The organism is Mobilisporobacter senegalensis, assembly GCF_003752155.1.
GTDB lineage: Bacteria > Bacillota > Clostridia > Lachnospirales > Lachnospiraceae > Mobilisporobacter > Mobilisporobacter senegalensis.
The window spans coordinates 113,105-134,686 of record NZ_RJVG01000002.1; the positions used below are offsets into that span (position 1 = coordinate 113,105).

Here is a 21,582-nt window from a genome sequence, read left to right on the forward strand (position 1 = left end):
AATCATGTTATTAATCATCTGATTTAAGTCCAGAAAGGAGTTCTAAATGATTAAGGAAAAATTATTAAAGAAATTTGGGGATTTATTTGGCAATGAAGGAGAAATCAATACATACTTTGCACCAGGACGTGTTAATTTAATTGGTGAACATACAGATTACAATGGAGGACATGTTTTCCCGTGCGCTTTAACTATTGGTACATATGGGGTAGCAAGGAAAAATAATGATAATACTTTAAGATTTTATTCTATGAATTTCGAAGATTTAGGCATCATTACATCTTCTGTTGATGATCTGATTTATAAAAAAGAAGATAACTGGGTGAATTATCCCAAGGGAGTAATATGGGCATTTGGTGAAAAAGGTCATAAAATCTCCTCTGGTATGGATGTACTTTATTATGGCAATATTCCAAATTCATCAGGACTTTCATCTTCTGCATCTCTTGAAGTATTAACAAGCTATATCTTAAAGGATCTTTTTAATTTAGATATTACGATGATAGAGGCCTCCTTGATCAGCCAGTATGCAGAGAATAAATTTATCGGTGTTAATTGTGGAATTATGGATCAATTTTCAATTGCCATGGGGAAGAAAGACCATGCAATTTTTCTTGATACCAGTAATTTAAAATATGAATATGCTCCAATAAAACTCGATCATGCAAAGATAGTTATTGCAAGTAGTAATAAAAAACGTGGTCTTGGTGATTCAAAATATAATGAAAGAAGAACTGAATGTGAGACCGCTCTAAAAGAACTTCAATCAGTAAAGGACATTCATTCCCTTGGTGAACTCTTCCCAGAGGAATTTGAAGAAATAAAAGGTGCCATAAAAGATGATATACGTATTAAAAGGGCAAGACATGCAGTTTATGAAAATCAAAGAACGATCAAAGGAGCGGAAGCTTTAAAAAATAATAGAATTGAAGAATTTGGTATATTGATGAATGAATCTCATGTTTCCTTACGTGATGATTATGAAGTTACCGGAATAGAATTAGATACTTTAGTGGAAGCATCCTGGAAGCAAGAAGGGGTTATTGGATCAAGAATGACTGGTGCCGGTTTTGGTGGATGTACTGTAAGTATTGTCAGAGAAGAAAATGTTGAGGATTTTATTTCTGAGGTAGGCAGGATATATTTTGATAAGATAGGATATAAAGCTGATTTTTATGTTGTTGAGATAGGTAATGGGCCAGAAAGGATCTAACGAATTACAATTATATGGAGGGGCTATTAAATGTATACAGCAATAAAAAAACTAGTTCAGTATGGAATAATGAAAGGCCTGATAGATAAGAAAGATACCGTATATATTACTAATGCTTTATTAGAACTATTTCAGATGGATGAATATGTTGATACGGATGAGGTATATGAAGAAATTTGTTTGGAAGATGTATTAAATGAAATGCTTGATTATGCCATAGAAAAAGGAATTATAAAAGAAAATTCAACAATCCATCGAGATCTGTTTGATACGAAGATTATGGGTATCTTAGTGCCAAGGCCAAGTCAGATAATTAATAAATTTAATGAGATTTATAAAGAATCCCCAAAACAGGCAACAGATTATTATTACCAATTATCTATGGATTCTGATTATATCAGGAGATATCGTATAGAAAAAGATATCAGATGGAAGACTGGAACAGAATACGGTGATCTGGATGTTACAATCAACTTATCCAAGCCGGAAAAAGATCCAAAAGAGATAGCTGCTGCAAAACTGGCAAAACAAAGTGATTATCCCAAGTGTTTATTATGTAAAGAAAATGTAGGTTATGCAGGAAGAACGAATCATCCGGCAAGGCAGAATCATCGAATTATCCCAGTCCAAATATGTGGTCAAGAGTGGGGATTTCAATATTCGCCCTATGTTTATTATAATGAGCATTGTATTGTATTTCATAGTGAACACACCCCCATGAAAATTGATAAATATTCATTTGGTAAGTTATTTGATTTTGTAAAGTTATTCCCGCATTATTTTGTAGGTTCTAACGCAGATCTGCCAATCGTTGGAGGTTCTATTTTATCTCACGACCATTTTCAAGGGGGTAATTATGAATTTGCCATGGCTAAAGCAAAGATAGAGAAATCTTTCCTTATTAAAGGATATGAAGATGTAGAACTTGGAATTGTAAAATGGCCTATGTCAGTTATAAGAACAAGGTCAAAAGATGAGAAAAGATTAGTCGAATTGGGGGATTACATATTAAATAAATGGCGAAATTATTCGGATCCATCTGTATATATTTATGACAACACCAATGGAGAGCCTCATAATACAATAACGCCAATCGCCAGAAAAGTGAATGATATGTATGAACTTGATCTGGTATTACGCAATAATATCACAACAAAGGAACATCCTTTAGGGGTATTCCATCCTCATGAAGAACTGCATCATATTAAAAGAGAGAATATTGGACTCATTGAAGTAATGGGGCTTGCCATACTCCCATCCAGACTAAAAGAAGAGATGAAATTATTAGAAGAATATATTTTATCTGAAAAAGATATTAGTACCAATGAATTAATAGCAAAACATCATAAATGGGTGGAAAACTTTAAGGGCAGGTATTCTAATATTAATGAAAGCAATATTAATAAAATTATCCGAAATGAGATTGGCAGCGAATTCTTAAAAGTTTTAGAACATGCAGGAGTTTTTAAAAGAACCAAGGAAGGTATGGGAGGGTTTTTCAGATTTATCGAGACTCTATAAATTTTGTTCCTAAATATGTTAGTGGGGTAAGTGAATAGTTAAGAAAATTAAAAGAATATTTTTGAAAAAAGTACCTTTACGTTTCAAATGAAGCGTAAAGGTATTTTTTTATTTCCAATAGAAGTTATTTGTTCTGCAATAGGACAAATACATAAGATACTTAGATATTTAGAAATCTATTAGGATATTAATCTGTTTGAAATTCATGTAATCTAATATTGTATTAATGATACATGAGTATCCAGCGGACAGACGGAGAAATAACTATCTTACTATGAAATAGACAGCTTAATGCTGTTTATATAAAAAAACTATATAGGAGGAAAGTAAATGAAAAAAAGAGTTATTAGTCTATTACTTATTGGGGCAATGGTTTTAACAGGATTGGTAGGTTGCGGTACAAAGAACGCTGATACAGGGAAAGATACAACTGTAACAGAAGACAAGGCTTCAACCGAGGATTCAACAAAAGAGGAGGATGCCGGTAAAACAGATGCAAATTTTAAAGTCGGCATTACCATCCAGTCACTAGAGAACAGTTATTGGGCAGGAGTTTTCGGAGAAGTAGAAAAACTCATAAAAGAAAAAGGATGGGAGTATACAATCCTTGCATGTAATGATAATTCAGCTACGCAAATTCAACAAATTGAAAACTTTGTAACAAATAAAGTTGATCTTATCATGGTTCATCCTTCTGATCCGAATGCGATAGAAGATTATTTGAAACAAGCAAGAGATGCAGGAATCAAAGTAATGAGCTGGGATGATGCAATGACCAATACAGACCTTAACTGGATTCTTGATAATACTAAATTAGGATATGCAATTGGCCAGGAGGCAGCAAACTTCATAAATGATCATTATACAGCTGATAAAGTGGCAGAAGTGGCTATTATGAATTATCCTCAGACACCAATCCTTCTTGAAAGAGAAACAGGTATTTTAAATGCACTTGAAGAAATCGCTAAAGGTAAATATAAGGTTGTTGCCCAACAACCGGCACTTGATGCTCAAACAGCATTAACAAACATGGAAACGATTCTTCAGGCAAGTCCTGATACAAAAATTGTTTGTTCCATTGGTGCAGGCGGAGATATAGGTGCGAACGAAGCATTTATGACGAAAACAGAAGGCAAGATTCCGGACGACATGGGTATTTTCTCTGCAGATGCGACACAACAACAATTAGAAGCAATCGTTAACGGGGAAGCAACAAGAGCATCCGTAGGATTTGAAGGATCTAATAAGAAAACAGCTGCAGCAGTTGTTGATCTATATGAAAGATTGATGAATGGCGAAACATTCGATGAACAGAACTTAGTAAGACCACTTACTGTTATTGACAGTTCTAATGCAGCAGATTTCCTAGCAGATTATAAATAATTCGAAAAATGTAGACTGATGTGGATGGGCTGCTGTAAAAATAGAAGTTATGACTTACAGCAGCTCTATTCAATAAAACTAGAATGCGTGGTGTAAACAATGAATAATGATTATATTTTAGAATTACAAAATATCAGAAAAGAATATCCCGGTGTAGTTGCATTGAAAGATGTTTCCTTACAGGTAAAAAAAGGTGAGATTCTTGCGTTAATTGGGGAAAATGGTGCCGGAAAATCCACGTTGATCAAAACATGTTCAGGCGCCGTTATCCCAACATCCGGTAAAATAATTATTGAGGGCAAGGAATTTACTCATATGTCACCCCAGCTTGCAGCAGAAAATGGAATAGCAATTATTTATCAGGAATTTAATAATGTGAAAGGTCTTTCAGCTGCCGAGAATCTGTTTCTGGGCAATCCGATCCGAAAAGGTATTGTTATTGATAAAAAGGCAATGGAGAAGGAAGCGGAAAAAGCGTTTGCACAATTAAATATCAAGATTAATCCAAAGACACTGATTGGAGACCTTACTGTCGGTTACCAACAGATGGTAGAGATTGCAAAAGCTATTTTACAGGATGCTAAAGTACTGATTATGGATGAACCTTCTGCACCTCTTACCAATGCTGAAGTTGAAAGCATGTTTAAAGTCTGTGAATTATTGAAAGAAAAGGGTGTGTCCATAATATACATATCCCACAGGCTTGAAGAAATATACAGGCTATCGGATCGAATTGTAGTATTACGTGACGGTGAATATATTAAAACACTGATAACGAAAGATTCTCATGTTGATGAGTTAATTCATTTAATGGTAGGGCGTGACTTAAATGAGACATATCCTCCGAGAGATGAAAGTTATAAGAAAGACGAAATTATTTTAGAGTTACAGAATGTAAGCGGAAATGGAGATAAGGATATAAATTTCAAGCTTAGAAAAGGTGAAATCCTTGGTCTTGGAGGTTTGGTAGGAGCCGGTCGTACAGAGCTTTCCCAAATGATTTTCGGTGCAGTAAAAAAGACGGAAGGCAAGATAGTATTTAGAGGAAAAGAAATCAATCCAAAATCACCAAGAGAGGCAATTGATCTTGGTATCGCTCTTGTGCCGGAAGATCGGAAACGTCATGGTGCCCTGCTTGGAGTATCCATTAAAAATAATATAAATATGCCAATATACAAAAAAATATCCAAAGCTTCTGTAATCAATTCTAAAAAAGAATTGGAAAATGCAAAAAAATATGAGCAGGAATTATTGATTAAGACTCCAACACTAAATCAATTAGTTAAAAATTTAAGCGGTGGAAACCAACAGAAGGTAATTGTCGGTAAATGGCTCGCTGCAAATTCAGAATTAATTATTTTTGATGAACCAACACGTGGAATTGATGTAGGTGCCAAAGCTGAAATCTATAAATTGATGAATGAATTGATCGAACATGGCAAAACAATTCTTTTAATATCATCAGAAATGGAAGAATTAATGGGCATGTCAGATAGAATAATAGTTCTGGCGGAGGGCAGGATTACCGGTGAACTAAATAAAGAAGAATTTAATCAACAGACTATAATGAAATTAGCATCTGCCGTTTAGGAGGTAAAAAATGAAAAGCACGATTCTTAATATATTTAAAGAAAAGGCAATCTGGGTTGTATTTGTAGTCCTATTTATAGGATTTTCGCTATCAAATCCCAGATTTCTTTCATCAAATAATTTATTTACAATTGCACGCCAGGTATCCATGCTGGGGATTGCATCGATAGGTATGACATTTGTTATATTGATAGCCGGTATTGACCTCTCAGTGGGTTCAGTAATCACTCTCGTTAATATCGTAGCTGCTTATTTAATGGTAAACAGTGGATTTAGTATGGCAAGTGCTGTTATTTTAGCATTAGTATTGGCTGTATTAGTCGGCGTTTTAAATGGCTTCCTGATATCTACCATTGGAATACCTGCGATTATTGCAACCTTTGCAACACAAATTGTTTTTGAAGGCGCATCCTATCTTATTTGCGGTGGTACACCGATTTATGGATTTGATGAAAGATTCAAAGTTATAGGGCAGGGCTATATTGGACCGGTACCAGTTCCGGTAATTATCATGATTGTTTGTTTTGCTCTTGGTTCATTCATTTTGAATAAAAGTTACTTTGGTCGTTATTTCTATGCGGTTGGCGGTAATGAAGAAGCTTCTAAGCTTTCAGGAATCAGAGTAGGACATACGAAGTATTTGGTTTATGCATTATCCGGCCTATTTGCAGGGCTTGCAGGTATTGTAATGTTATCCCGTACAAACTCTGCCCAGCCTACGGCAGGTATGGGATATGAATTTGATGTAATCACTTGTGTTGTATTAGGTGGCGTTTCAGTTGCCGGTGGTTTTGGTAAAATGTCAAACGTTGTTGCCGGTGTATTGATTATTGGAATACTTTCGAATGGTATGGTACTTCTGAATGTAAGTACATATATGCAAATGATCGTCAAAGGTATCGTGCTTGCATTGGCAGTAGGATTTGACAGTTTACAGAAGAAACGGGCGCTCAGTTAATAAGTTTCACTTTATAACCCCAACGTATTTATTAATAGATTTTAGGTATATTCTTTTATTTGATATATGAGAATTAAAAGTAAAGGAGGATATCCATGGAAGAAAAAATGCTCCAGGAAATAATGGCAGCACCCTATGAAATCCAATTTAAAGAAATACCTATCCCCAAGGTGGAACCGGGGCAGGTATTAGTAAGAATAAAGAGAATTGGCGTATGTGGAAGCGATATCCATGTTTACCATGGAAAACACCCATATGTCACATATCCCCTGACTCAGGGACATGAGGTATCCGGAGAAGTTGTATCTTTGAGTGAGGAGGTTACCGGACTGGTAATAGGACAGAAGGTGACCATAGAACCGCAAGTTTATTGTAATCATTGCTATCCATGTACACACGGTAAATATAATCTATGTGAAAATTTACAGGTAATGGGCTTTCAGACCGTGGGGGCTTCCAGTGAATATTTTGCTGTGGATGCTTCAAAGGTAACACCTTTACCAGACAGCATGACTTATGATGAAGGGGCCATGATTGAACCTCTTGCTGTTGCGGTTCATGCCTGTAAGCGTTATGGTGATGTTCGTGGCAAGAAAGTAGCCGTACTTGGTGCAGGACCGATTGGAATATTGTTATGCCAAGCCTTGAAAGCTTTTGGTGCAGCTCAGGTGATGATGACGGATGTTTCTGATTATCGTTTGGAACTGGCTAAAAGTTGTGGGGCAGATTATGTCTACAATACAAAAAAAGTTGATTTTGCCAATGTAGTGGTGGAATGCTTTGGAGAAGATAAAGCCGATGTGATTTATGATTGTGCAGGAAATGACATAACAATGGGGCAGGCAATTTCTAATGCAAGAAAAGGAAGTGTCATCGTTTTGGTAGCTGTGTTCGCAGATCTGGCGAAAGTTGATCTTGCAAAATTAAATGATTCGGAATTGGACTTATATACATCAATGATGTATAGACATGAAGACTATTTAGATGCAATTCGTTTTGTTGAAGAAGGCAAAATACAGCTAAAGCCATTAATGAGTAAGCATTTTCCTTTCAAGGATTACAAGGAAGCCTATAAATATATTGAAGATCATCATGAAACAACAATGAAGGTATTGATTGATGTATAACAAGATAGTTAATATAAAAAGAAAAAATTGTATAGTATGAAAAGGAGGATATAATTATGGGAATCATGGAAAGAATGAGATTGGATGGTAAAGTATCATTTGTCACTGGCGGAGCGAGAGGGATAGGTAAAGCCATAGCCATGGCAATTGCTGAGGCTGGAAGTCATGTAGCAATAGTTGATGTTGATATTGAGGAAGCAAAAAAAACAGCTGAGGAAATTACAGATTTAACAGGTGTCACCACAATTGCCATAAAAACAGATGTTACTGATCAGGCAGATGTGGATTACATGATAGATACTATTTTGGATAAGTTCGGTAAATTGGACGTTGCCTTTTGTAATGCAGGTATATGTATGAATATTCCGGCAGAAGAGATGACTGTTACTGAGTTTAAGAAAGTTATCGATATTAACTTAACAGGTGTATTCTTAACTTCCCAGGCAGCAGCTAAAGTAATGCTAAAGGCAGGAAAAGGATCCATTATTAATACAGCTTCCATGTCAGGTCATATAGTAAATGTGCCTCAGCCTCAATGCTCATATAATGCATCAAAAGCTGGTGTGATACAATTGACTAAATCCATGGCAATAGAATTTGCAAAACGAGGTGTCAGAGTTAACAGTATCAGTCCTGGATATATCGGAACAGAGCTTACGCTGAATTCTCCAAGCCTTAAGCCTTTAATTGCGAAATGGAATGATATGGCACCTCTTGGAAGAATGGGCCGTCCTGATGAACTTCAGGCAATTGCTGTTTATTTAGCAGGGGATACCAGTGACTTTACAACCGGATCCGACTTTGTTATTGACGGAGCTTTCAGCTGTTTCTAAAAATGACAGGATAAAATTAGAAAGAAAAAGCGTTATGTTTTGAATCGAGGAGGATCGTGATGAAAAAATATACTATTGGTATTGATTATGGCACCTTATCCGGGCGTGCAGTATTGGTGGATGTTGAGAACGGTGAGGAGATTTGCTTTTCTGTGGCAGAATATAAACACGGAGTGATTGATGAATATTTACCGGATTCCTTAGAGCGTCTGGCTCCTGAAACAGCATTACAGCATCCCGAAGATTACCTGGAGGTATTAAGAACAACAGTGCCTGAAGTGCTAAGGATGGCTAATGTTACCAAAGAGCAGATAATCGGAATCGGCGTTGATTTTACATCCTGTACTGTACTGCCGGTAGACAAAAACGGCACACCATTGTGCTTTTTGGAAGAGTATAAGAACAGACCCCATGCATATGTGAAATTATGGAAGCATCATGCTGCCCAAGGACAGGCAGACTGGTTCAATGAAGTGGCCCATCAAAGAAAAGAGAAGTTTATGGGACGTTACGGTGACAGAATGTCTTCAGAGTGGGTGGTTCCAAAAGCAATGCAGATACTCCAGGAAGATGAAGAAATCTATCGTGTAATGGACCGCTTCATAGAGGCAGGGGACTGGATTGTGTGGATGCTTACGGGAGAAGAAAAACGCAGTTTATGTCAGGCTGGTTATAAAGCAGTGTGGTCTAAGAAGGAGGGATATCCTGATAAGGAATTCTTTACTGCTTTAGATCCAAGAATGACAGACTTTGTTGAGGAAAAATTAAGTGGAGATATCTATGCAACTACAGATTGTGCCGGATATCTTAGCAGAAATGGGGCAGAATTAACCGGACTTTTAGAAGGAACTCCAGTGGCAGTGGCAAATGTTGATGCCCATGTGGCCCTGCCTGCCGTTAGAATCACAGAACCTGGAAAAATGCTTATGATTATGGGTACCAGTACCTGTCATATCATGATGAGCAACGAAGAACATTTTATCCCGGGTGTCGGTGGTGTTGTAGAAGACGGTGTGGTTCCTGGTTACTATGCTTATGAAGCAGGTCAGGCCTGTGTTGGTGACCACTTTGACTGGTTTGTTAAAAACTGTGTGCCGGGTGATTACGAGAAAGAAGCGGAAAATAAAGGTATCAGTATCCATAGGCTTCTTGAGGAAAAGGTAAAAGGACAGCTTCCGGGAGAAAGCGGGCTTATTGCTCTGGACTGGTGGAATGGAAACCGCAGTATTTTAACTGATGCAGATTTGAGTGGAATGTTGTTAGGAGCGACCTTACATACAAAACCGGAAGAAATCTACCGTGCTTTGATTGAAGCAACTGCTTTTGGCACAAGGATCATTATAGAAGCTTTTGAAGAAGGCGGTGTTCCTATTGAAGAGCTTTATGCAGCTGGAGGTATTGCCCAGAAAAATGCGATGATGATGCAGATTTATGCGGATGTGACCAATAAGGAAATCCGTATTTCTTCCTCAAAGCAGGCACCTGCTCTTGGAGCCGCATTGTTTGGAGCTGTTGCAGCAGGTGCTGCAAGAGGCGGCTATGACACCATTGAAGAAGCATCAAAACATATGTCAAGGCTGCAGGATAAGATTTATACGCCAAATGCTGATCATGTGAAAAGATATAATATGCTGTTTAAAGAATATAAGATTTTACATGATTATTTTGGAAAAGGTGAAAATGATGTTATGAAACGGCTCAAAGTCATTAAGAGCTATGCAATGAAGGCCAAAAAGTAAAGAATTGGGATGCCCCATGGAAATTGGGCATCCCAATTTCATAAAAGATATCTGGATGAATGCAACGTAAGGGAGAAAATTTTATTTTTGAACTACTAATCTGCATTAATATGATATAATATGAACACTTAGCGAGGTGCTTTCGAGCTTAGTGAGAATATATACCTATCCACTTAATAAGGTGTTTTCGAATTTAGTGGATATGGTATAATAAAAGCAATAAGATAATTACAGGAACAGAATGAAAAAGCCGCTGATGGAAGGGGATAAAATGCTGCGTAGTAGGATAATTATATGTATGATATTATGTTTGATTTTTGTTTCATCATGTACCAGGCTCAATTCTGGCAGCAAAGTTCATAAAAATGATACTGCTGTAAATGAAAAACCTGTTGTGATAGCATTTGCCCATAAGAGTTTTAATTCTTATTTTTATACCATTATGAACGAAGCGGTCAAGAAAGCCGTTGAGGAACGGGGTTGGGTTTTCGAGAGTTCTGTTGCCGATTATGACCCCATGAGGCAAAATCAACAGATCGTGAATTTTATTAAACAGTCTCCGGATGCGATTATTACTACCGCGATTGACAGTATTTCCATAGAAGAAGTGATCCACCGGGGCAATGATGCGGGTATTCCAATGTGTACCATTGATACCAATGCGGTTGGCGGTAAATTGGCTATTGATGTTAGTTTTGATAATTATAAAGCCGGGCAAATGGCAGCGCAAGCCATTGTTGCACAGCTGATAAAAAAATATGGAGAAGCAAAAGGCACCGTTTTTAATGCTTATGGTGAATTAAGCAGTAATGCCTGGCGCCTTCGAAAAGAAGGTTTTGAATCTATAATAAATAAGTATCAGGGTATAACCTATCTGGCAAAAGCAACGGAAGGAAGGCCAGAGCTGGTCAAGGAAGAACTTTTAAAAACCTTTGAATCAGGGATAAAAATAGATGCGGTTCATGCTTCCAGCGAGCACCCGGGCAGGGGGTTAGTGGAGGCTCTTCAGGAATCAAATCATTGGGTTCCCTTCTGGGAGGACGGGCATATCATTCTTGTAACAATAGATGCAGAACCCTATTTTGTGAATCTGATCAATAAAGGGTACGCAGATTGTGCAGTTGCACAAGATGTAATAGCTTATGGCAATATAACGGTGGATTTGCTTGCATCCTATATTTTGGCAGAGAAAGCTATTCCAGAAGGTAAATATTATAGTGAGGATACCTATTGGCAGGACTGTGATATCAGCATTACAGACAACCAGGCAAAAGTAACGATTCCGCCGTATATCGTTAATGCTGATAACAGCAGTGATCACAGACATTGGGCATACATTGCAGAAAAGGTATGGGGGTTCCAATATAACAAGTAGGCGAGGAATAGAATGATTAGCAGATACCTAGGCAAGATAAAAAAATTGAGCTTGAATAAACTCTATAAATACAGTATTTACAGACGCCTGATCTGGTGCTTTATTTATGTGTTTGTTTTACCCATACTATTGATTGGCGGTTATAATGCCGTGTATTCCTTTTCAAAAAATGAGCGTGAAGCAAAAACTTTTTTGGAAGAATCATCGGCACAGATTGCCAATAATATTTCTTATTATATGTTTTCTCATGTGAATTTACTGGAAGAGGTTGCAACAAATCCTGAGATTATCAATGATCTTATGATATATAATCATGTGGACTGGAACAAAAAAAGTGATATTGAAAACCATATACGGCTGGTTCTTGGCAGCACATTCAGGGCAAGCGGTGCTATCAATGCCTGTGAGATGATTTCTCTTAACAATTCTTATTTCTATCATCCATCACCCGTGTCAAATGGTAATTTTACTACCAGTAAGTTATTATCTAAAGGGGCAAGACAAGTACGTATGACGGTAAGTCCTAAGGAGGTCCCCAGTGACAGGAACAGTTATGTTATATTGACGAGAGGAATATACAGCGACAAGGACACCTACACCTGTGTAGGAAATATTGTTGCAGCCTTAGATTTGTCGTATTTTAATAAGGTATGTTATGAAAATGTTACGAATCTTTTAAACGAAGTAATGATTATCGATGAGAACAATATTATTATCAGTGCTTCCAATGAAGACCAGGTAGGATCGACTTTTAACGGAGACAAAATGCTCTCTATATCCATTTCAAAGTCGATTTCAAATACAAATCTGACCATTGTCAATCATATAGCTCTACAAACTCTACTTAAGTCAGCTTTAATACAGTTTGCGATTACTTTATTTACAGCAGTACTGTTCGCAGTATTGGCTTTCATCTTTGCAATATTATTCGCAAAGAGTATAACCGGACCTATAAACCGTTTGATGGAGGAAATGAAAAAGACAGATGTAGAGAAATTTGTTGAAGACGATGGAGATGATGAATATCATACCGTCATAGAGGGCTTTAATAAAATGAGCCGTAATCTTGTGGAAGCCATGAAACGACAATATAATATAAAACTACAGGAAACAAAATTAAGAGAACTTAGAAAAGAAGCTGAGCTTTCTGCTCTGCAGCAGCAGATAAATCCTCACTTTCTTTATAATACTTTAGAATCCATCTACTGGAACGGTCAGCTGGAAGGCGACGAAGAAATCAGTGAAATTGTCAGTGCACTTGGTAATTATTTAAGAGTAATCATCGTAAAAGGAAGAGAATATGTCACCATTGAGAATGAAGTTGAGAGCGTTAATAATTATATTTTTTTACAAAACAAGCGCTTTGGCAACCGGATTATCAATAGCTGGGATGTATCTTTATCCTTGCGGCATACGAAAATCATAAAGTTAGCGATACATCCTATAGTGGAAGATGTTATCTCTACGAATTTGGATGACATTGAAAGCCAGATTAATATAAACATATCAATTGTCGCAGAATCGGATACAATCAGAGTGGTTATGACAGGCCAGGCAGTAGAATATTTCTTAAGTTTAGCAGATAACTTTGACCTGGATATAAGAGGGATAAACAGTGTGAATGAAAGGCTGACCCTTTACTACGGTGATGCTTTCGGCGTTGTTCTGGATAATGGGTCCTGGGAAATCAGGGTAACAATGCCAGTATATAAAGACAATGGAAGTGAAGGTAAAAAGTGATATGGATAAATTTGTAAAAACATTAAGAAGAATTTCTATACGCAGACGCCTTAACTATGCATTTCTCATTCTTTGCATTATTCCCATTTCTATTATGATAATTATCAGTGCGATTGTTGAATTCCTGTATTCTAACGGTAATCTAAAAAATAATTATGAAAACTTTGCCTATGAATCCAATATCAGTGTGAATGACATGTTTGAGCAATTGGAATTGAAATTTAAGTACTTGAAAGAGAATAATGATATCTTAACAGACCTGTATTTGTATGCAACATCATCGAAATATCAAACGGAAGGGGTAACCAACCGGATAGAGAATACGATTGCAAGCATTATGTCCAATCAGAGTGAGATAGATTACACATCTATTTTTTTGGAGGACGGTACTTCGTTTTTATACAGTAAGATGCCTATAGATATGGAGAAAATCAGAAGTCAGTTAAAAGATGATCTAGGGTGGTATTATCTTGATTATGGTAAAAAAACGGTGCTATGCCGTACTGAGAATATTGAAATCGATTATACAAGCGGTCTTAAAGCACGGTACGTTGTTCTGATCGATCTTGAAGAAATCGAAAATATACTGAATAATGCGGTAGGATCTACAAATCAAAAAATTGCTATTACCGATAACAAAGGAAGAACTGTTGCCGGTTCACAGTTTAGAGAATCAGATCTGGTCTATGAAGTGATTGTACCAATCTCAGATACTGGACTTAACGTAGTGAACTCTTTTACCGGTAAGAAATATGACTTACGTGGGCTGATTACCACAATTCTGCTTTTTTTCCTGGTATTGATAACATCCGGTACCGTCATTTATCTGGTAAATGAAAGTATAAAAATTCCTCTGACCCGGTTACTTGACCGAATAGAGCAGATCAACGAAGACGATGTGTTTGTCAGAAAAGAGGAAAGTATTAATACGGAATCAAAAGATGAACATGAGATTTTAAATGACGTATTTACTTCAATGCTTAATAGATTAAATGAAGTATTGGAAGAAACTTATATAACAAAAATTAATGAAACCGAACTGAGGACCAGAATAAAAGAGCTGGAGTTAGTGGCCCTGCAGCAGCGGATTAATCCTCATTTTTTATATAATCTGCTGGATAATGTTTTTTGGATGGCACAAATGAAAAATTATGAGGAAATTGGAGAAATGGTATCAGCACTTGGTGAATTCTTTAAGACGAGTGTATCAGAAAAAGGTGCATTTGTTACGATCAGTACCGAAATTGAAAATGTGAAAAGTTATGTATGCCTGCAAAAAATCATGCATAAGAATCAATTCATTGAACAGTGGGACATAGATCCTGAAATTGTACGGTATAAAACAGTTAAGCTTATTCTTCAGCCTATTATTGAAAATTGCATCGTTCATGGTTTTGAGGGAATTGAGGGAGGAGGTATCATCAATATTACCGGAAAAAAAGAAGAGAATACTATTGTCTTTGAGATAAAGGATAATGGCAAAGGTATGGAAATGGATGTTTGTGAGAAGATAAGGCAAAAGATGAATAGCACTATTCTGGGAATAGGGGATAGTATTGGTATGAGAAATGTGAATCAGAGGATAAAGATATACTTTGGCGAACCTTATGGTATAAATATTAAATCACAAATAAGGGAAGGTACTACAGTGAGTCTGTGTATCCCGGTTAAGGAGTAATATATGTATAGATTGATGGTCGTAGAAGATGAAGATATGATACGTAAAGGTATAGTAAACAGCATTCCCTGGCAGTCTTTAGGATTCACAGTCGTAGCAGAAAGCGCAAATGGAAAAGACGCCTTGGAACAACTGGAGAAAAATCCGGTGGATGTTTTACTGACAGATATAAAAATGCCTATTATGGGGGGGACGGAACTGTCCAAAAAAACAAGGCAGTTATATCCTGACATTGAAATTATTATCTTAAGCGGATTTGCTGAATTTGAATATGCACGTCAGGCAATTGGTTTCAGAGCTTTCGATTATTTGTTGAAACCTACCAATAAGAAAAAACTGCTGGACACTTTCGCTGAATTGAAAGAAAGTATGGATCAAAAACGGGAGATGAGAGAAGAAGTATTTTATAGCAATTTATATATCAGTGCCGGTTATGAAACCATGCGTAATGAATTTCTCCAGTCCATGTTAGAAGGTGATACCAGCCTTTTCAATGATTTTGATGAGAAAATCACATCTTTGGAATTGGATTTTTCAGGACATTATTTTACTGCAGCTACAATAAAATTTGACAGAAAGAGTATTTTTAAAGAATTGGAATCGTCCTGGGCAACAGACAAAAGGCTGCTTACTTTCTCCTATAGAAATATTCTAAAAGAAGAATTAAGTAACATTGATAATGCTTATTATATGGTAAAAGATTATGATACCATTGATTTTATCTTTTGTTTTTCATCAATGGAGGAACAAAATGCACAGATGATTCCATGCCTGGAAAGTATCAGTGAAAATATTCATAATTGTCTGTTTAAGTATGTAACAGTGCCTTATACCATAGGGATTGGTCTAAGTTATCCTTCCATTCACCATATTGCAAAATCATACAATCAGGCAAAAAGGTCGATTCAGAATAATTTTTATCTTGGGAATCAAAGGGTACAGATCTATCAGGATAATAATGAGTCAAAGTACGAACAAAATTTTATCCGGTTTTATCCGGAAGAAATGGAGCTTGTTGTTGCCTCGATCAGTAACGGAAGTTATGCAGATACGAAAAAATATCTGACCTCCATGTTCCAGATGCTCATAGAACAGAACCTGCTTCCGGAAATTGTTAAAAATTATTGTGTTGCTCTTAAACTAATGGTTCAGTCCAAGATAACAAACAGTTATGAAGTTTTGGAGAAGATCATTGGTGATGAGTATAATGATTTTGTGAAAGAAGCTTTAAATGTCAAAGAACTTGAAGCTTATATCGTCAATGTTATGGTGGCACTGGCGAAAGAAATCGATCAAACGGTGGATCCTCTTGAGATCAAAGAGCAGCATAAGGTGATTGATAAAGCAAAAGCATATATTGCTGCACACTTAAGCGAAAAAATCACTTTAAAAATGATCAGTGAAAATGTGTATCTGTCTGAAACTTATTTCAGCTTTCTGTTCAAAAAGATTACAGGGGTCACTTATATAGACTATATTCAGAAACTTCGTATGCAGGAAGCAAAAAAATTACTGGTTAATACTAACTATAAAGTTTATAAAGTAGCGGAATTGATTGGTTATAGCGATTATAAATATTTCTCTGTCCAATTTAAAAAATATGTTGCTTTGACACCAAAAGAATACCGGAATCAGGGAAGACGGGAAGTGAAACCGTAATATATGGATACAGGCCATGAAAGATATTAAGAAATTAGTATATTTTTTGAATTATTAGTATGAATGTAGAATATTTTTGTTTAGCAGAATGCTTTATACTGATATAAATAGCAGCAGTATTATAATTCATGGAGGTTATACTAATGAGAAAACTCACTAAGAATATGAGCCTGTTACAAAAAATGGTTGCGATCATATTAACTGTTGTGATTGTACCAATATTAATTATTGGAATTATCACTACAAACATATCAAAAACTGCTCTTGAGAACCAGTCTGAAAATTCAAAAGCAGCAATAGCCTCACAAACTGCCAGTATGATTGACCAGGAGATGGAACGGATCAATCAAATGTTTTTACAGGTTTCCACAGGTACTGCATTCCAGGAAGTTGTTAAGAATCTGGAGCCCAGGAAAGGTCTAAGCGGCAAGGAAATGGCGGAATGGAATTTAAGCAGAATGAAGTATCTCCAGGTTCTTGATAAAGATATTCAAAGCATTACAATTTCAAACAAATATATCACCAGTATGTCTTTAATGTATGTAACAGGTGATATAGTGGGACCGGCTAGGAAATTACCGGAAAAGACGGATGATGTCCGTGAAACGAAAGTATATCAAAAGCTGATCAACAGTAATGATATGGTTTGGCTTAATAAAGCCGAAGCAGACATGTCTGTGGATAGTCCATATCTGACGGTAGGAAAATCAGTCAGGAGTTTTTATTATTCCGATTCAGAACCGGTTGCAGTCATTATGATAGAATTAAATTACGGTGCATTTCAGTCTATGTTATCGAAGATAAAAATTGGTGAAAACGATATGTCATATCTCATAGCCACCAACGGCAGCCTGATTTCATCACTTTCCTATGAAGAGACTGTACAAATGGAAAATGAACCTGTATTTGCTGAAGTTGCAGCAAGAGCGGCTGAAACTGCTGCAGATACCTTTACGATGAATGTAAATGGTGTGAGTTCGATTGTGACTTATAACAAATGTGATATATCAGGTCTCATTTATATGATTGTTATACCGAAAGCTGAAGTATTTCAGGGCTCTGATAAAATAAGAAATTCGATTTTTTTAGTAGGTCTTATTTTCTCTGTAATAGCTGTCTGCGGTGGCTTATACTTTTCACTTAATATGGCAAAAGACTTAAAAGACGTAGAGAAGATAATGTTTGTCTCTGCAAAAGGTGATTTGACTGTCACAGCGCGAACGAAGCGAACCGATGAGATTGGAAAAGTTGCTGATTCCTTTAATTCAATGGTAAAGAGTATCAGAACACTGCTTATACAAAGTAAAGAGGTGTCCAGGGAGGTAAGTGAAACAGCAGAATCACTCTCCAGGATATCAGATTCATCCTCCTGTACTGCAAAAGAGATATCCGATGCAATTAATGATGTTGCAAACGGTGCCGGACAGCAGAGTGAAGAAGTTGATATGAGTGTACGTACCTTTCAGGGATTGGCTGAGGAAATCAAAAATGCAGTAATCAGTACGAATGTTATGGTATCCGAGGCCAGGAATGTTAAGAATTATACCGCTCAGGGAATTCAAACAGCCAAAACCCTTGATGGGAAAGCATTAGAAGTTATATCAATTACGGCAGAGGTTGTAGAACAGATATCGGGACTTGCACAAAGTATAACAATTATCAGCGAATTTACAAAGATTCTAAATGAGATTTCAGAGCAGACAAAATTATTGTCATTAAATGCATCTATCGAAGCAGCAAGAGCAGGTGAATACGGAAAAGGATTTACGGTCGTAGCGGAAGAAATCAGAAAACTTGCGGAACAATCTGGTGGGCAGACAACTAAAATAGAGACACTGGTAAGGCAGCTTATGTTACAGACAAAGGATTCAACCGAGTTTGTGATGAAAGCCAAGGATGTGATTAAGGAACAGGCGGAATCAGCAAAGGATTCGGCGGAATACTTTGGTAAGATCGATACGGCAGTGACTGAACTGTTACAGAATATTAACAGAATTAATGGTGCGATTCATAAGATCGATCAGGATAAGGACAGCGTTCTTAACAGCATCAATAATATTGCAGCAGTTTCTGAGGTGGCAGCAGCATCCTCAGAAGAAGTGTCGGCTTCAACCCAGGAACAATTAAATACATTGGAAGAGCTTACGAAAATGGCAGTAAGACTTAATGATTACTCCAAGAACCTGGAAGAGACGCTGAAACATTTTAAAGTATAGGTATATTAGATGGACGCACTCATTGATATAACAATGGGTGCGTTTTTTGCGTCTTATTTGAGCACACAATGTAATTATGGATAAATAATTTTTACATGGTCCGGTAAATTATCCATAAAATAATCATCTGGTTTTTCGTCAGTAATGATAACATCTATGTCCGACAGACTACAGCTTTTGCATAGAAATTCCTGAGAGAATTTAGTGCTGTCTACTAATAGAATTTTCTCTTTTGCATTCCTACACATTTGTCTTTTGATAGCGACATTATCTTCAATTGCTTCTGTAACACCTGCTTTGGCAGAAATACCGCAACAGGAAAAAAAGAGTTTATCACTGTGAAAATTCTGTATTGCTTCAATTGCAATTTGTCCTATGGTAGAAGAATTGTTTTTGATTAATCCTCCAATAAGAAAAATTTTAGCTGAAGTATGATCATTGAGAACATTACTCGTCTCAATCCCGTTAGTGATAACAGTAATATTATGATAGGAATCTAATCTGGTTGCAAGATATGTAATAGTGGAGCTGGAATCCATAAAAAATGTCTTGGAATCACCAATGTATTCCAATGCCAGATCAGCGATAATCTTTTTCTTATCACAGTTGGTATTGGTCCTGACAAAAAGAGGAGCATCATGATTGGCTCCATCCATTAAGGTCGCTCCACCCCGGATTCTGGTCAAAAGTCCTTTGCTGCTCATATTAGATAAGTCGCGACGGATAGTTGCCGAACTGGCATATAATCTCTTACATAAAAATGGAACAGTAACATACTGATGCTCCTTTAGCAGATCCAGTATCTGATTTTGACGCTCATATGATAACATAACAAACTCCTTATAATAAAATGATTGTTTTTGATTGGATTTGATTGAAATTATATCATACAATAAGTGATTCTTCAACATTATGGACAAATATAGACAAAAAATGAGTATTATAATAAAATATATTTATCAATACTGCAGAATTGAGCATATTTAAAATGCTCATATTCAATCAAAACCAATGATAAAAATCTTATGTAAGAATAATAGGACTTTATATATTAGTAATTAATTAAGTTTAAGGAAGGTGTTGTATCAATGAAAGAAAAGCGTATTTTAGCATTTGACTTCGGTGGTTCCAGTGGTAGAGCAATGATTGGAATATTTAATGGAGAAAAAATAACTTTAGAGGAAGTACATCGTTTTTCAAATGATCCGGTTATTGTGGGAAACACAATGTACTGGGATATTTTAAGATTATTTCATGAAATTAAACAAGGATTGATTAAGGCAAATCATTCAGGTGGTTTTGATAGTGTTGGCATCGATACCTGGGGAGTTGATTTTGGACTTCTTGATAAACAAGGCAATCTCCTTGAGAATCCAATTCATTACCGGGATAGCAGAACACAAGGTATGTTAGAGGAAAGTTTAAAATTAATACCCCAGGATGAATTTTATAAAATTACCGGCAATCAGTTTATGGAAATAAATACAGCATTTCAATTATTGTCTTTACATATACATAGACCGGATATATTGGACAGAGCTGAAACGATGCTTTTAACTCCGGATTTATTTAATTATTTTTTAAGTGGTGTTAAAAGTACGGAATACTCCATAGCATCTACTACACAACTTTTAGATGCCCAAAAAAGAGAATGGTCTGAGAAAGTAATATCTTCTTTGGGACTTCCCAAGAAGATATTTACCAAAATAGTCCCAAGTGGAACTATCATAGGTCAGATCCGGGATGAAATCTGCGAGGAAATTGGAGTAGGAAAGGCTGACATTATATCTGTGGCAGCCCATGATACCCAAAGTGCACTTGTTGCAGTACCAGCGAAAGATGAAGATTTCTTATTCATTAGTTGTGGTACGTGGTCTCTCGTGGGAACAGAATTGAATGAGCCATTGATTAATAAAAAATCTGCGAAATATAATATAACTAATGAAGGTGGTTATGGGAATAAGGCTACATTTTTAAAAAATATTATTGGTTTATGGTTGATACAGGAAAGCCGCAGGCAATGGATTCGTGAAGGGAAAGAATATAGCTTTAAAGAACTGGAGGACATGGCGAATAAAACCCAGTCATCAGGAAGTATCATTGATCCGGATGCACCTGAATTCGTACCACCGGGAAACATACCTGAGAGAATAAAAGAATATTGCAGAAGGACGGGGCAAAAAGTACCGGAATCAATTGGTGAGATTGTCCGATGTATTAATGAAAGTCTGGCATTAAAATATAAACAGTCTATTGAAGAAATTGAAGAGTGCACACATAAAACTTATGACACGATTTATATCGTAGGCGGCGGAACACAAAGTGAGCTGCTTTGTCAGCTGACAGCTGATATTTGTAACAGGACCGTTATTGCCGGACCAGTAGAAGCAACTGTACTTGGAAATATTGCAACACAATTAATTGCCTTAGGAGAAATTGGTCATATAGCAAGGGCAAAAGAAGTCATTATGGCTTCCACAGAACTTAAGACATATGTTCCAAAAGTGAAATAGAGGGGTTTCATAGACTAAAAATTCAGAGACAATAAGA

At 36.5% G+C, this 21,582-nt stretch carries 15 protein-coding genes; 14 read left to right on the plus strand and 1 reads right to left on the minus strand.

Translation table 11 applies throughout. From position 1 onward, the window contains the following. The first annotated feature begins 46 nt into the window (after nt 1-46). The 13 genes from EDD66_RS03340 to EDD66_RS03400 all read left to right on the plus strand — a co-directional run bounded on the left by EDD66_RS03340 (nt 47) and on the right by EDD66_RS03400 (nt 19,032). The gene (locus EDD66_RS03340) at nt 47-1,213 is read left to right on the plus strand and encodes a galactokinase (RefSeq protein ID WP_123608149.1); all 1,167 of its coding nucleotides are present in this window, start codon (nt 47-49) and stop codon (nt 1,211-1,213) included. 30 nt (nt 1,214-1,243) lie between these two features. Continuing rightward, nucleotides 1,244-2,734 (plus strand): UDP-glucose--hexose-1-phosphate uridylyltransferase, encoded by a 1,491-nt coding sequence (gene galT, locus EDD66_RS03345; protein ID WP_123608150.1) that lies wholly within the window; start codon nt 1,244-1,246, stop codon nt 2,732-2,734. Between the two features lie 330 nt (nt 2,735-3,064). Beyond that, complete coding sequence (locus tag EDD66_RS03350; protein WP_123608151.1) at nt 3,065-4,117, plus strand: sugar ABC transporter substrate-binding protein; 1,053 nt, start codon at nt 3,065-3,067, stop codon at nt 4,115-4,117. Between the two features lie 99 nt (nt 4,118-4,216). Further along, nucleotides 4,217-5,707 (plus strand): sugar ABC transporter ATP-binding protein, encoded by a 1,491-nt coding sequence (locus EDD66_RS03355; RefSeq protein WP_123608152.1) that lies wholly within the window; start codon nt 4,217-4,219, stop codon nt 5,705-5,707. Nucleotides 5,708-5,717: 10 nt separating this feature from the next. Next, the gene (locus EDD66_RS03360) at nt 5,718-6,665 is read left to right on the plus strand and encodes an ABC transporter permease (protein WP_123608153.1); all 948 of its coding nucleotides are present in this window, start codon (nt 5,718-5,720) and stop codon (nt 6,663-6,665) included. A 107-nt stretch (nt 6,666-6,772) separates the two neighbouring features. Further along, nucleotides 6,773-7,792 carry a zinc-dependent alcohol dehydrogenase gene (locus EDD66_RS03365; RefSeq protein WP_123608514.1) on the plus strand — a complete coding sequence of 340 codons (1,020 nt, stop codon included), beginning with the start codon at nt 6,773-6,775 and terminating at the stop codon, nt 7,790-7,792. Nucleotides 7,793-7,848: 56 nt separating this feature from the next. Then, on the plus strand, nt 7,849-8,625 hold the full coding sequence (locus tag EDD66_RS03370; RefSeq protein ID WP_123608154.1) for an SDR family oxidoreductase: 777 nt from the start codon (nt 7,849-7,851) through the stop codon (nt 8,623-8,625). A 59-nt stretch (nt 8,626-8,684) separates the two neighbouring features. Then, nucleotides 8,685-10,364 carry a ribulokinase gene (locus EDD66_RS03375; protein WP_123608155.1) on the plus strand — a complete coding sequence of 560 codons (1,680 nt, stop codon included), beginning with the start codon at nt 8,685-8,687 and terminating at the stop codon, nt 10,362-10,364. 298 nt (nt 10,365-10,662) lie between these two features. After that, the gene (locus tag EDD66_RS03380) at nt 10,663-11,739 is read left to right on the plus strand and encodes a sugar ABC transporter substrate-binding protein (protein ID WP_170164234.1); all 1,077 of its coding nucleotides are present in this window, start codon (nt 10,663-10,665) and stop codon (nt 11,737-11,739) included. Between the two features lie 12 nt (nt 11,740-11,751). After that, a complete protein-coding gene (locus EDD66_RS03385; protein ID WP_123608157.1) occupies nt 11,752-13,479 on the plus strand; it encodes a cache domain-containing sensor histidine kinase in 1,728 nt (575 codons plus the stop codon). Between the two features lies 1 nt (nt 13,480). Then, nucleotides 13,481-15,157, plus strand: coding sequence for a sensor histidine kinase (locus EDD66_RS03390; RefSeq protein WP_170164235.1), 1,677 nt, complete (start codon nt 13,481-13,483; stop codon nt 15,155-15,157). Between the two features lie 3 nt (nt 15,158-15,160). Next, nucleotides 15,161-16,816 carry a response regulator transcription factor gene (locus EDD66_RS03395; RefSeq protein ID WP_123608159.1) on the plus strand — a complete coding sequence of 552 codons (1,656 nt, stop codon included), beginning with the start codon at nt 15,161-15,163 and terminating at the stop codon, nt 16,814-16,816. Between the two features lie 143 nt (nt 16,817-16,959). Beyond that, nucleotides 16,960-19,032 (plus strand): methyl-accepting chemotaxis protein, encoded by a 2,073-nt coding sequence (locus tag EDD66_RS03400; protein WP_170164236.1) that lies wholly within the window; start codon nt 16,960-16,962, stop codon nt 19,030-19,032. Between the two features lie 74 nt (nt 19,033-19,106). Here EDD66_RS03400 and EDD66_RS03405 read toward each other — a convergent pair whose 3' ends face one another. Further along, nucleotides 19,107-19,862 (minus strand): DeoR/GlpR family DNA-binding transcription regulator, encoded by a 756-nt coding sequence (locus tag EDD66_RS03405; protein WP_170164237.1) that lies wholly within the window; start codon nt 19,860-19,862, stop codon nt 19,107-19,109. 258 nt (nt 19,863-20,120) lie between these two features. Between EDD66_RS03405 and EDD66_RS03410 the strand changes: the two genes are divergently transcribed. Then, a complete protein-coding gene (locus EDD66_RS03410) occupies nt 20,121-21,545 on the plus strand; it encodes a rhamnulokinase (RefSeq protein ID WP_123608162.1) in 1,425 nt (474 codons plus the stop codon). The last annotated feature ends 37 nt before the right edge of the window (nt 21,546-21,582 follow it).